Here is a 14202-nt window from a genome sequence, read left to right on the forward strand (position 1 = left end):
ATAAGCGCTAGGAATGATTTTAGTAGTTTCGATAGTACTAATATATCGAGAAATGTTACGAAAAAATGTCAGCAAATACTCGAAATCACGTAAATCAGTTGTAAATGAGTATACGAATTAAACGCCTTTTCTAAGATAATAAGATTTGTGATGGAATTTCAGAAAGGGTGATAACAAGGATGAAGTATATCGATTACCATGATTATATGCATAAAGACGCGATAATATATGCTTATCTCCAAAATAATTTCCCCTATATTCGCAAACGAATAAAGGCATGGGAAAGTTTTACACTAGATAGAGAAGATATTTTATTGGTGAAAAGTGGGGCAATATTTGAAGAAGTTAATGGGAAGAAAAAAGGGATAGCACGATGCTTTTTTTCGAAAAGTTTAATTTTTCCTACTAGAGATCCAATAGTATTGAAAGCTTTCGAAACTTCAGAAATTTGTTTTATCAATGCTGAAAGAGCCTTCGGAAAATTAGAAGAAGATCAGATTTTATCCAATTTTTTTCTGCAGATTGCGGAGAAAAATGAAGAAGACATGCGCAGACAAGCATTTCTTGGGACGGAAAACTCAAAAAATAAAATTATTTCTACGCTTAACTTCTTGTTGGAAAATAATAAATCTAATAGCAAAACACCAATTTTTCCTATATGGCTTCAAATAAATGTTTTGGCAAAGCTAGCAAATTGTTCTATATCTACTATTTCTTCTACTGTAAATGAACTACACGCAGAAGGGATATTAGATATAAAATCTTCGCCTTGGAAACTTAAAGGCAAGGAAAAAAAGATAGAAATTCTTGAAAATGAGAATCAGAAAATGAAGCTTAATGAAAGAAAGCATAAGAGTAATGTTTTCTAACAGTACTGAAATTGAAAAAATGTTTTGAGTACTTTTCCGAGCACAAAAAATCATACTAAAAGAGGTGGAAGTAGAACTTGAAGAAAAATATTTTAGTCGTAATTATTGTTTCGGTACTTGCAATTAGTGCAATTGTATCAGCTTTTTTCTTAATGAGAGACGATGCTTATGCTATTGAAACGGAAGGCTTTACTTATAGCCCGAAAGGAAAAGTAGTAGATTTTTCATCAGAAGCAAAGTATAACGATACATGGATTAACAACGAGAAAACAATAACAGATAAAAAAGAAATGAAGCCAATTAACCTAGCAAGAACATTATTTTTAAAAGATGGACGAATTCAATTTTTAGGAAAAAGTGTAGCTGTTAAAAGTGCATCGGATTTGATTGAATTACCATCCAAAACTTCTATAACAGAGAGTAAAGGTAGTTACAAAGCAAAAAGTGATAGTAATAAAACATTAGCACAACTTCCAAAAGGCACGGTTGTAAAGCTTGCAGAAGGAAGATATATCATTTTGGATAATGCCTACCTAAAAAACAAACAAGGTCTTAATAAAAAACTACCTAAAAACGTACTTGTTTCCATAGATGAAAATAAAAAAGTGATGTTAATGGGCGATAAAACCATAGAAGAATTAGGCGGGGACGATGCTTATATTGAAATGGAGAACAATCACTATCACTTTGACTTGAAAAAAGAAATGTTGGTCAGTCAAACAGCAAAAGAAACAGATATTGATATCCGCTCCATTAAAGTGGAAATAGATGATAATGCCGAAAAAAGAAGCCTAAAAACAGCAAAAGAAACGGAAAAAGAAACAACAAAAGATTCAACTGAAAAAGAATCAGAAAAACAGTCGAATGATGCTTCTGGACAAAAATCAGCACAAAATAATGAGCGGTCTGAAAGTAAAGATGATCAAACACAAGACGCGTCCGGCAACAACACAAATGGAAGTGCAAATAACAATACAGCGAGAAGCAATGGAACAGGCGGAAGTAATTCTGATACAAATGGTTCTCAGCCCGGGGGTACGCAGAATAAACCAAATGAAGGGGATGTTAATAAAGCGAATGAAATTATTAAAAAGCTAAACGAAGCTGAAAACACAAACACGTTTCAAGTACCAATTGTGGATGTTAATTTGACGGTTAAAGGTCAAGTGGCTGCGGCTAAACTAAAACTGACAGACTCATCCAAAAGGCTCAATTCCTTAGAAGCAATTCTTTACGATAGTAAGAACAATGTTGTAAAAAAAGAAAAATTGAACTCAACAAAAGCGAATCAAAACTTCACTTTTAACAATTTAAAATATGGTGAAACATATCAAGTAGTTGTTCAGGGAAGCTACAAGTCAGCAAGCAATAATAACCAAGATACTATTTTCTTCCGCCAAACGGTTGAGGCAAAACCGGTTGTTATAACTCCAAAAGTGACGGAGCGCGGCGAAGATTATATGAAAGCGGAACTGACTGCAACCGAACTTTATGGGCAGATTGATAAGCTGGTTTTAAAAATCAAAGAAAATAACAGCAATGTAATCACTTCTCAAAAAGTTACTGTTGATGCGAGTCAATTAACAAAAGACGGACAAGTAGAAGTTAAGTTTAATTCATTAAGTAGTGATAAAGAATACATTATCGAAATGGAAGAATTAATTGTTGATGGAAAAAATGTAACAGATGATGGTTGGTACTTTATTTCCTCTACATTAAAAGCAAAACCAACAATTGAAGGCTTAAATCTTTCTTATAGCACAGATAAAGGTGAGTTTGTTGCGTCACCAGTTAATCTAGTTGATAGAGATGAGTCAATTACAAGCATTCGATATGTAGCGTATTTAGAAGATGACTATAAAGTAAATGGTTCTAATGCCAAGGAATACGCTTATTCTGTAGTAGACGCTAACCAAAAGAAAACAGCTGTTAAAGTTGGTCGAACAGTTGATATGAACGATGGTAATTATATTTTTGTGGGTTATATTTCTGGCAATAATGGTCAGTCAGATTACACCTTTGCAACTCCAGCTTCGAACAGTGTAGTCGTTGGTAAAAAAACGAAGCCAACTGTAGAGTTTTCACTGAAAGAGGCAGAGCAAGATAAACTGACAATCAATTATGAAGTTTTTGATGCAGATAACACACTTCTTTTTGATAACCTAACACATCCAACCTTAAAACTATATAAATCAGATGCTCAAGGCATGTATAGTGGAAATCCTGTTGCTACAGTTGATTTAACAAAGAAAAGTGATATTACGAATTTACTAGAATTCGATGGTTTAGAAAGTGAAGCTTATTATGTTGTCGTAATGACAGGTTCCTATAATTTGGACGACGGAGCAGGGATTATGGTTGATGAGCTTATTGGTCAGTCAAGTGTCTTCCGGACAACCGAAATTACAAAGGTCAACGCATCATTTTCACTTGATTCTGTAGATACAACAAAAGTAGCAATTAATGTCAAATTGTCCGATGCGGCTGTTAATTTAAACGACGCTAATTTAAAAATTTATGAAAAGAAAACAAACACACTAGTCAAAACTGTTCCGCTCCATGGGGACTTTGAGAAGTTAATGAGCGATTCGGGAAATAGTTATCTCTTTGAAAATTTAAGTATTAATAAAGAATATCTTGTGAAAGTAGAAGATGGCTATGATAGTGGAATGAATCATGTTCCGGTTGAAGGGCAATTTATTTTCAAAACCAAGAAAGAATCACCTGAAACAGACAAAGTATTGCTAGATTACAAAGCTTCTGAAATGAAATTAGGAGGCCTAGCGGGAATCGCGGCAACAGAAAAGCCACTAATTGATGATTATAATGCTGTTAGTTCTATTACCTACAGTATCTATAAAGCAGATGATTTAAACACACCGCTTGTGGAACAAGAAGTTTCAACAGCGGCAGACTTTGAGAAGAACGTGTACTTTGATTTAACTAATAAGCTCTTAGGACGAGGTTATTCTTATGTCATAAAAGCGGATGTTGTTTGGAATGATAACTATGAAGATCATCATATTGAAATTAGTTCTGATACAATCCAAATCAAAAAAGAAAAACCAACCGTTGAATACGAAATTTTAAGCCGCACAGCGAGCGAAATTAAATTAAATGTATATGTAGAAGATGAGGAAGAATCTATCGTACCGGGAACGCTTGAAATTACTAGTACGACAGGTGGTAATGAGCAACTTCAAAGTGGAAAAAATAATGTAACCTTACCACTTTCAAGCGAGGGAACTACAACAATTAAAACAACAGGTGATTACATTATTACCAACGGAAGTTTAGCTATTTCAGATATTTTTATGACGAAACAGTTGGCAGCATTAAATACTACAGCACCACAAGTTGGAGCCAAAATTGCCATGGATGCTTCGGGCAAATCAATGACTATCGCCCCAGAACCTAATGCAGTTGCAAAAACTTCTGTGATGAGAACTAAATATGATTTGAAAGATGCTGCAAGCTCCAAACCAGATTATTCAATTACAAAATCTGGTCCTAATCAATTTAATACTCAAAACCTTAATTTGCCTCTAGGTAATATTTGGTTTGATAATTCCTATCAGCTAACTCTTGATATGAAAATGAATTATACAGAAAACAAAATCGATAACCAAAACCTAGCCAATAATTACTATCTATCTATTGGAAATGGAGCGTCATTTGTTAGCTCTTTAAGCGGAGCGGTTTCGACAACGAACAACGTAAATAGTGCGGATGTTTTCAAAGTAACGAAAGCAAGCACCGATTCAGAAGGTAATATTTCCGGTGTTACATTTAAAAATATTTGGACGGATAAGTATATAGCTTATCGAAATGGTATTTTGATTAGTAATAGCGAGACTCCTGATTCATTCAAATTAATCCGTCAAGCTGATGGAAGTTATGTACCAGAATTGAGTGGTCGCTATGTTAATTTCTCTGTTGGACTAGTAACAGATGAAGCAGCTGGATCAAAAATCGATTTATATTCAACTCAGGAAAAATTAGAACAAGTTTCAGAAGCTATTTCTGTAAAAGCACTTGAAGAGCCAGCTATTTCAGCTGAGAACATTAGTGTTTATGATAAACGCGTCAAATTAGACGTTATTGGTGAAGATAAAGATAATACAACAGTTAAGAAAGCCAACAAGAATGAGTTATTTGTAAATGTTTATAAAGCAGATGGAACAACACTTGTTAACTCAATTCGAGTTGATGGATTACCGACGCGTGATGTTTCAGTTACAGAGCTTTCACCAGACACCGATTATGTTGTTAAAGTAGAAGGAAAATATGATTTGTTAGATGGTAATGGCGAAAAAGACAAAGTGTATTATTCAGAGACAATTAAGACAGAAAAAAGCTTACCAAGCATGACTTCAACTGATTATTCTTGGAGCCCTGCATATGGCCAGCGAGCGATTAAAGGGAAAATCAATTTTGCTGACGAGAGTAGCGTTTTAACAAATATTGAATATCGTTTGTATGATGCTGCGACAATTTCTTCCAGCTTATCTAATTTAGTAGCTTTAGAACAAGAGTTAGGTAATAAAACTCCCGTATCTACATTTGATAATATGACAAATAATCCAGAATTTTCTATATATAATGGTTCTGGAACCCAAAATTTTGTTTCTGGGAAAACGTATGTAATTGCAGCATATATGAAAACAAGTCTAACAAGAGCGCCTATCTTCCTAAGTGATGCCAAAGCGGTCTATATTTCACCACCAAGTAATGTTTCTGCTCCGATTACGCTAGAAAATGTTTCAACAAGAGAAGCGACTCTGAAATTCTCTTATAACGATCCGCAAAGTTATTTTGTTGGCGGAACAAATAAAGATTTCCAATACGTATTAAAAAATACGACAACCGGTACAGAAGTTAAAAAAGGGTCATTTCAAGGTGGGAATACAGCTAGTTGGATAAATACTTTTGAGGATTTAGAACCTGCAACTGGATACACGCTAACAATTAGCACCCAATACGATAATCTAAATGGTGGATTAGTAAGAGCATGGAATACTAGCTTCAATTTCACCACAGATGATGAATATGTAACTTCGAACTCACTTACCATTCAGCTAGATGCTGGAGCAAAAGCAGTTAAGTTACAGGCTAAAGAAGTCAGACCGGGATCTACAACGATTGAAAATATTAAAATGGAGTTCTATGAGCTAATCGACTACGGAGGTAATAATGAACGTACCCAATTAGTTGAAACTAAAAATATCACTTTACCAAGTTCCTATCCAGCAACTATTGCAGCAGATTTTAATGTGGCAGGTAAGAAGAAAAATCAAAGTTTCTTGGGTAAAATGATTGTCACTTATCGAACACCAACAAATGAAGTTAAAACGTATGAAAAAACATCCAATTTCATTACTTTGCAAGAAGATATTGCCGCTGGGCTCAAATCATTTAAGAGCGTGCGAGCAACAAATGACGCTTTAGAAGTAAAACTAGATATTCCGCAAGATAATTCAACCGACAAGGGGAGTTACACGTATGAGTTGAAGAACGAAAATGGTGATGTTATTGATACAGAAAAAGTTGCAGCAGAAGATATTTCTAAAACTGTATCGTTATCAATGGAACCAACGAGTAATTATACGTTGACTGTCATTAATCCAGATAACCAGCCCGTCGCACTTTATCAAGGCAATAACGAAGAAAATAATCTGAAAGCTGAAATCAAAAAAGATAGTTTTACACTGATGAGCAATAACACAGCCGATGCTAAAACTACAATGACAGTAACTGTAGAACCTAAAGAATTAACAGCGTGGCAAACAGTTCAATCCTGGTTTGGTAAAGACTTTACAGAAACTTATAATATCCAAAAAGATGAGCTAGATACAGGTGTGAAAATTGATACAAATTATCAAGACACTAAAGTTACTGTCGAAGAAACAAAATCAGGGAAGAATTTTGGAATTATTGAATTGGAGGAGAGCAAATGAAACCTACATGGAAAATAGGGATAATCGTTGCAGCTGTTCCGTTAATAATTATCGCTGTCGTCTTATGGGGATCTTTTAAGGAGGCAAGGTATAATCTTGTCTCTCTCCCTGATGACGGGGTAGTCCTAAATAATGAGCAAGAGACATTGCAATTTCAGAAGGGCAATACGCTTTATCGTAGTTGGAATAGTGATCAATTAATTGCGAAAAACGATAAAGAAGATACTCGAAATGAAATTATGGAGAGTACCATACTTTATCTAAATAAAGAAGCCTTAATGTTTACTAAGAGTGTTCCTGTCATTGATACAAATGGGGTTAGTAGCAAACTAAAAGGAAGACAAGTCTATCAACAGACCAATTCTTCCTATAAATATAAAAACTCCGAAATTGCGGAAAACAGTATTGTAAAACTAGCAAACCGTCAATACTATCTAAATGCAGATGCAACACTTTATCTCGGTGGTAAAGAAATTAAAAAAGTGACTAAACCGTTACTTTTGATTGATAAAACAGGTAGTGTCACTATTTATGAAAATAAAAAGAAAAGCCGTTTTCTGGGTCATATGACGTTGAAAGTCAATGATAAAACAGTTTTAGATGCTAGTAACGAAACGTATACCGTTGGCGAACGGAAGATTGATTTAGCTAGCTTTGGTGGGACAGACAATGAAAAGATTGTCGTAAAAGAAGATGAAAAGAAAGAAGATAAGAAAAAGACCGCAGAATCTGCGAAGAAAACAGCAAGTAATACCTCTCAATCAGAAAATGAAAGTAACCAAACAACAAAAGGTACAGGCAATCAACTCAATGCTACCAAAAAATACGGAAATAATTTAAATGTTGGAAATGGAACTTCTGATTCAGAACCAAACGATGGTAAGGATACTAAAAATAACGGTTCAGGAAGTAATGCGAATGGTGGAACCAATCAATCAGGTCTGAATGAAATAGATGACTATGAAGCTGTTTTACGTAAAATAGAGGACTTAAATAAAAAATTAGAGCGAAATATTCCAGTGCTAAGAATCGGCTATATCGCACCTGGAGTGACCAGCGTGAAAGTCAGCTATAACTATGCAGATCCGAATAACACTTTAATTGGCGTCACTAAAATTAGCGCCGTAGATGAAAAAACTGGAAAAACAGTTAATACGCAATATGTTTCAGCAGTAGATACGGAAGCTACACTAAAAGGACTTTCGCCAAATGGCAAGTATCATCTTGAATTTACCTATCAATATGATTTAGGAACAAATAAAGGCATTCAAGAAGTTAAAATGCAAAGTGACTCATTTACAACGCAAACTGTTGCCGCAATTTATCAAATGCAAAGCGTTACAAGCACAACAATGAAAGTAAATATAGCGCTTGATGCACAAATTGATGATGTTAAACGAGCAAGAATTAAAGTAACCAAGTCAGATGGAGATTTTTTCTATATGAATGTTAGTGCGAATTTTTTAAATGGAAACGGAGAAATTCTTAATGCAACAGGTCTTAAGCCTAGTACTGCTTACAAGTTCCAAACAGTGATTGAAATGAAAAACGGAGAAACAATTGAACTAAACAGCTCCGAGAAATATTACACTATGCAAGCAACTGTATTAAAAAATCTAAAAGCTAGTCAGTCTGTGAATAAAGTTTTACAAGTGCAATATGATTGGAGTTCGGCTGATTACACCCTAAATCAAGCAATCATCGAACTGGAAGACGAGGAAGATAATACAGAAGTAGATTACCAAATTGTTAACCAAGAAAAAGGTAATATTCATCTTGTTCCAGACACAAAAAGTGAGTTAATCAACTTAAAAGCCAAACTAGTACTCAAAACGACAAATAATAACACAAAAGAAAGCAAAACATTTGAGTACCCTGTTAAGCAAGAAATTGAATACGATAAACAAGCTAAATTAACAATGGACTTAACGCCATTTCAAACCGAAGAAAATAGTGAGGCGCAGACTGAAAAACAAGATGTAGTAGCAGAGAAAGAAACGAATGGAAATGATTTAACAGCTAAGGTGGAAGATGTTTTAGCCCCTCAAAACGCAACTTATGATATGTCCTTTTCGATGCAACGCAAAGCTCTCGAAACCTATCAGTTGGCATTTGAAAGGAAGATAGCTGGGATAGACGATGATAATTGGACCATGTGGAAGAGTCAACAAGTTACAATGGATGAAGCAGGGCAAGTGAAGGTTACAGAAACCATTTCAAAACTAGCTAAAGATAGCTTCGATTATCGTGTAGCTGTATACGATGCGCAAGGTGCATTACAACTGTACGTTTATCAAAAGTAGTAAAAAATGATATGCATTTTAATACAACAAACTCAAACAGAAGGTAGGAAATAACAATGGATTTAGTAGTTGCATGTAGCGTAATTGGCGCGGCACTGGCAATTGGGCTTGCGACTTTAGGAGCGGCAATTGGACAAGGAATTGCAGTTAGTAGAGCAACAGAAATTATCGGAAAAAACCCGAACGCAAAGAAAGAAGTTATGGGAGGTCTCTTTTTGGGGCTTCTCATGATAGTTGCATTAATGCTATTTGCACTGGCAATTGCAGTCATCTTGCTTTGGGTTAATCCGTTTATATGATGGGTGAGAGTATGGAGAAAATGATTCAAACAATAATTCTATATAGTGTTTTCGCAGTAGGATTCTTATATTTACTGCATTTCACCTTAAGAAAACTAGAAAATATCTTGACTAGCTTTTTTTACGAAGTGAGTCAAGATCAGTCGCTTGAAAAGGAAAGTCTTTTGCGCCGTTTAAAGCGACAAAAAGTGGCAACAACACAAGAAGAACAAAAAAATCGTCAATTGGCTATTGAATCGGAACAAAAAGAAGTGCTTTTTTTAGAAGAAATCGATCAATTAATAGCTCAAAATAAAAGCTATGAACAACAATTGCAGGCATGGGAAAATGAGCAGCCAAAGCAAATCATTGAGGTGCCTACGTTTGAAACGACACCACACGCACCGTACAAATCGCTAAGTAGTTACATTAATGAAATTTTTCAACAGGTTTTTATTGAGTCGGAAGAAGATGAAGCGCGTCTGTTTACGGAAGCAATTCGGGAATTTGATGCATTAGTTAGAACAGAAAAAATACGTTGTGCGCTCCCATACAAAGTGATTTTGCATTTATTTGAAATGTATTCGCCAGAGCAGTTACATTTATTTGCTCAGTCATTTCAGAGATATAGTGAGCGTTCGAGTAAACTTCCTGTGAAACAAATTTACCAAAGTAGTTATTTATCGCCAGAGCAAAAATTAAAAGTGATGCAAGAAGAAGGTACTTTAGATGAGTTAGATGCTGAATTTATCCAATTTCTTTTTTACATGATGACGCATTACTCTTACCGCCAAACTCGGAGCCTGTATCGTAACTTTTTGGAGGTATACAATATTCATTTTTATACAGGTCTTATTTGCATCCATGTAGCTAGTAAAGACTCAGCTAATCACTTTGAAAAACTTTGGCAGCCGGCGCATAGAAGCTATAAAATCGAGTATCAAGTACAAAAAGAGTTAATTGGTGGAGTGATTATTCAATATGGTTCTAAATCAATTGATATGAGCTACCAGGAATTAATTAAACGATCAACAGAAAAAATGGAAGCGGAAGTGAAACTTTGAAAACAATTCATTTTGATATGAACAAATACGAAACCCATGTGGACTTGGAATATTTGAAAGAACATGGCCGAGTGGAAAAAATTTCTGATGGAGTTATTTTCTGCTCAGGCCTAGAAAATGCAGCGCTACATCAGGCTGTTTTAATTGATGAAAGACACCGAGGCGTCATTCTGGAGCTCAATGAGGAATTTGTTGGAATCGGTTTGATTGATAAGACGAATGACATTTTAGAAGGTATGCATGTTGGGGTCTCCGGCAAATTTATCGAAGTAGACCTATTTGAAGAAATGGCAGGGCGTATTATTGATACTACAGGAAAAATGCTTTATGAAGAAAGTGAAGAAAAGCCGACAGCAACCTCTCCACTTTTCTGTGTAACTCCAGCTATTATGACGATTGATAGTGTAACACGCCCACTTAATACGGGGCTTGCGGTGATTGATTCTATTACGCCAATTGGTCGAGGTCAGCGTCAATTAATCCTTGGCAATCGTCAGTCTGGAAAAACACAAATTGCTGTAGATACGATAATTAACCAACATGATCAAAATGTGCATTGCATTTATGTTGCCATTGGCTTAAAAGCAGCTTATATCGCAGAAGTTATTGAAACTCTACGAAATCATGGAGCAATGGAATATTCTACGGTTGTTGCAACTGCAGCCAGCGATTCCCTTACCGCGCAATATTTAACACCGTATGCGGGTATGGCATTAGCAGAAGCTTTGCGAGATCAAGGTAAAGATGTACTTATCATTTTAGATGATTTAACCAAACATGCAGACGCTTATCGAGCAATTACTTTACTTTTTAACCGCCCGCCAGGAAGAGAAGCATATCCAGGAGATAGTTTTTATATTCACTCTAGCCTTTTGGAAAGGGCCGTTCAAATGAATGAAGAGCATGGTGGTGGTTCTATTACAGCAATCCCGATGATCGAAACTTTATCAGATGATGTAACAGCTTATATCCCTACTAACGTTATCTCTATTACAGATGGGCAATTATTTTTAAAATCGGATTTATTCAATCGCGGTCAAAAGCCAGCTGTAGATGTCGGCGTGTCTGTTTCAAGGATTGGCGGCGACGCACAACACCCAATTATCCGCAAATTAAGTAAAAATTTAACGTTGATTCTTTCGCAGTTTGAGGAATTAAAAGAATTACTCGATTTTGGGAATGCACTTGATGACGGCAGTATGAAAATGGTATCGGATGGCCGATTATTAACAGAATTATTCAAGCAAAAAATTCTAAGCCCGTTATCAGTAACGGAATTAATCGTCATTTTATATGCTTTCCAAAATGGCTTTCTAACAAAAATCCCGCCTGCCAATATTCAGACTTTCAAAGGACTTTTGCTAGAAAAAGCGCATATGCATAAAGATTTTGAGTCGTTTTCAGCTCAGATAGAAGCTATTAATGAACTGAATGAATCGCACGTCGAAATGCTAGAAGAGATCATTCGGGAAGCTGGGAGGCTTTTTAGTTGAGTAGCATAGACCAAGCCCGAAAAACCATTAAAGCACTAAATTCAACCTATAAAATTGTCCATGTAACAGAACTAGCAACACTTGGAAAACTTTCCGCCTTACGAGAAAAAGCGGAAGCAGCTGTTAGTTATTACGAAACTATTTTAAAAAGTTTGCGCTGGGTGAGGAAAACTATGTACACCAGTAATAACCAAATAAAAGAAGAAAAAAATGTTACTGCTATTGCGATAACTTCTGAGCGTGGTCTTTGCGGTGCCTATAACAGTGAGGTTTTTGCTGAAATAGATCAATTGATTGAATCACTCGGCGATCAAGTAACGATTAATTGGGTAGTTGTAGGTGAACAGGGCCACCGTTATTTAACGAAACTAGGTCAGAATATCACCTCTTATTTACAGTTTTCTCTTGAAAATATTGATTTAGAAACCACTACGGCTGTTACTGCTGATTTTATTGACCTGATTCATTCGGAACAAATGGATGCACTATATGTGATTTTTACGAAATATTTGAATGCGGTTCAATCAGAAGCCATGTGTGAAAAGATTTATCCTGAAATTCCAGAAGACTCGGATACAGAGCTAATTGAAGTAGACTATGTACTCGATTTCGAGACGGATGACGAACAAGTGGAGCAGTTATTGTTAGAGAACTATTTGTGTGGCTTGCTTTATAGCATGTTTCGTTACTCGGTTGCCAGTGAATATTGCATGCGCCGAATCGCGATGAAACAAGCCAAAGACAATATCCAGAAACAATTGGAAGAAGCTATTTTTGATGCCAGGAAGCAAGCATTGCAACAAAAAACTGGCGAATTACTCGACATCATTAGTGGAGCACAGACGATTAGGAAGGACGAAGAATAAATGAAAAAACACACAGGAACCATTATTAGTATTAGTGGTTTTGTTTTAAGAATCGAATTTAATGAGAGCGAACTGCCTGAAATTGGCTTTGCGCTTGAGTATCATACACATCAAGGAACTTATCTAGCTGAAGTTGTTCAGCATACTGGAATTAATACAGTGTCTGCCATCGCTATTGGTGAGGTAAGTGGCCTGGCTAGAGGTACGGAAGTCGTTAATTTAGGACATCCAATTGAAGTGCCTGTTGGGGAAACTGTTCAGGGAAGAATGCTTAATGTATATGGAAAGGCGATTGACGGTAAACCAGAGCCAGCTGCTGAAGTGAAGTGGCCAATATTCCGTGCCCAGCCTTTACTTCGAGAGCTAGATACGAATAAAGAAATTCTTTACACCGGTATTAAAGTTATAGATCTTATTTGTCCTATTTTAAAAGGTGGGAAAACAGGTTTATTTGGTGGAGCAGGTGTAGGGAAATCTGTCTTAATGCAAGAATTGATTAATAACATCAGTATGCTTGGTGGGAACTCTGTATTTACAGGAGTTGGAGAAAGAGTTAGAGAGGGAATCGGCTTGTATAAAGAATTAGAAGCAAGTGGTGTGCTTCCTCAAACAACCGTTGTACTTGGTCAAATGAATGAATCTCCAGGTGTACGGATGCGCGTGGCATTAACAGGACTAACCATTGCGGAATATCTACGAGATGAAGAGAAAAAAGATGTTTTATTATTTATAGATAATGTCTTCCGCTTTATTCAAGCGGGTTCTGAAGTTTCTTCTTTACAAGGGAAAATTCCTATTACTGGAGGTTATCAATCCACACTTTCCAAAGAGGTCGGCGATTTTCAAGACCGCATCGCGTCTACTAAAAATGGTTCTATTACCTCGATTCAGTGTGTGTTTTTACCAGCAGATGATATTGATGATCCATCTGCAGTTGCGACGTTTAGTCATCTAGACTCAACAATTGTATTAGAACGTTCGATTGCGGCGCTTGGGATTTTCCCAGCAGTTAATCCACTTCAATCATTCTCCAGAGCACTCAATCCAACCTTTGTTGGTGAACGGCACTATCAATTAGCGGTGCAAGTGAAATTTATCTTGCAGCGTTATATGGAACTGCAGGAAATCATCAATGTGCTTGGAATGGCGGAGTTAAGCGATGAAGATAGAAAGCTGGTTCATCGCGCAAGGAAAATCCGGAATTTTCTTTCACAACCTTTCTATGTTTCGGAAAAATTCACTGGAACAGAAGGTACATTTGTAGAAATTGAAGATTTACTAGGGAGTATCGAACGCATTTTGAACGGTGATTATGATGAACGCTCAGAACGTGATTTCCTATTTATCGGATCCTATAAAGACTTGAAATAGG

Annotated in this window: 8 protein-coding genes; all 8 read left to right on the forward strand. The window is 36.0% G+C overall.

Annotated features, from left to right (window positions below; translation table 11 throughout):
• The first annotated feature begins 179 nt into the window (after positions 1 to 179).
• The 8 genes from CKV70_RS00415 to atpD all read left to right on the forward strand — a co-directional run bounded on the left by CKV70_RS00415 (position 180) and on the right by atpD (position 14201).
• Positions 180 to 869, forward strand: coding sequence for a cyclic nucleotide-binding domain-containing protein (locus CKV70_RS00415; RefSeq protein ID WP_003721711.1), 690 nt, complete (start codon positions 180 to 182; stop codon positions 867 to 869).
• Between the two features lie 77 nt (positions 870 to 946).
• Positions 947 to 6826: a hypothetical protein gene (locus CKV70_RS00420; RefSeq protein ID WP_014600368.1), complete on the forward strand. Its 5880-nt coding sequence runs from the start codon at positions 947 to 949 to the stop codon at positions 6824 to 6826.
• A complete protein-coding gene (locus CKV70_RS00425) occupies positions 6823 to 9129 on the forward strand; it encodes a hypothetical protein (protein ID WP_014600369.1) in 2307 nt (768 codons plus the stop codon). The genes CKV70_RS00420 and CKV70_RS00425 overlap by 4 nt, the downstream gene beginning before the upstream one ends.
• Positions 9130 to 9185: 56 nt before the next feature.
• A complete protein-coding gene (locus tag CKV70_RS00430; protein ID WP_003721714.1) occupies positions 9186 to 9428 on the forward strand; it encodes an ATP synthase subunit c family protein in 243 nt (80 codons plus the stop codon).
• An 11-nt stretch (positions 9429 to 9439) separates the two neighbouring features.
• Complete coding sequence (locus CKV70_RS00435) at positions 9440 to 10471, forward strand: F0F1 ATP synthase subunit delta (RefSeq protein ID WP_014600370.1); 1032 nt, start codon at positions 9440 to 9442, stop codon at positions 10469 to 10471.
• Entirely contained in the window at positions 10468 to 11964 is a 1497-nt protein-coding gene (locus tag CKV70_RS00440; protein ID WP_014600371.1) for a F0F1 ATP synthase subunit alpha, read from the forward strand. Before CKV70_RS00435 ends, CKV70_RS00440 begins: the two co-directional genes overlap by 4 nt.
• Complete coding sequence (locus CKV70_RS00445; RefSeq protein WP_003721717.1) at positions 11961 to 12830, forward strand: F0F1 ATP synthase subunit gamma; 870 nt, start codon at positions 11961 to 11963, stop codon at positions 12828 to 12830. Before CKV70_RS00440 ends, CKV70_RS00445 begins: the two co-directional genes overlap by 4 nt.
• Positions 12831 to 14201: a F0F1 ATP synthase subunit beta gene (gene atpD / locus CKV70_RS00450; protein WP_009930830.1), complete on the forward strand. Its 1371-nt coding sequence runs from the start codon at positions 12831 to 12833 to the stop codon at positions 14199 to 14201.
• Position 14202 lies beyond the last annotated feature (1 nt).

The organism is Listeria monocytogenes (genome assembly GCF_900187225.1).
In the GTDB taxonomy this organism is placed as follows: domain Bacteria; phylum Bacillota; class Bacilli; order Lactobacillales; family Listeriaceae; genus Listeria; species Listeria monocytogenes.

What these genes read in the sequence shown, in the direction of transcription:
- atpD (WP_009930830.1), top strand. Translation starts at nt 12,831, where the DNA reads ATGAAAAAACACACAGGAACCATTATTAGTATTAGTGGTTTTGTTTTA.
- CKV70_RS00430 (WP_003721714.1), top strand. Translation starts at nt 9,186, where the DNA reads ATGGATTTAGTAGTTGCATGTAGCGTAATTGGCGCGGCACTGGCAATT.
- CKV70_RS00425 (WP_014600369.1), top strand. Translation starts at nt 6,823, where the DNA reads ATGAAACCTACATGGAAAATAGGGATAATCGTTGCAGCTGTTCCGTTA.
- CKV70_RS00435 (WP_014600370.1), top strand. Translation starts at nt 9,440, where the DNA reads ATGGAGAAAATGATTCAAACAATAATTCTATATAGTGTTTTCGCAGTA.
- CKV70_RS00415 (WP_003721711.1), top strand. Translation starts at nt 180, where the DNA reads ATGAAGTATATCGATTACCATGATTATATGCATAAAGACGCGATAATA.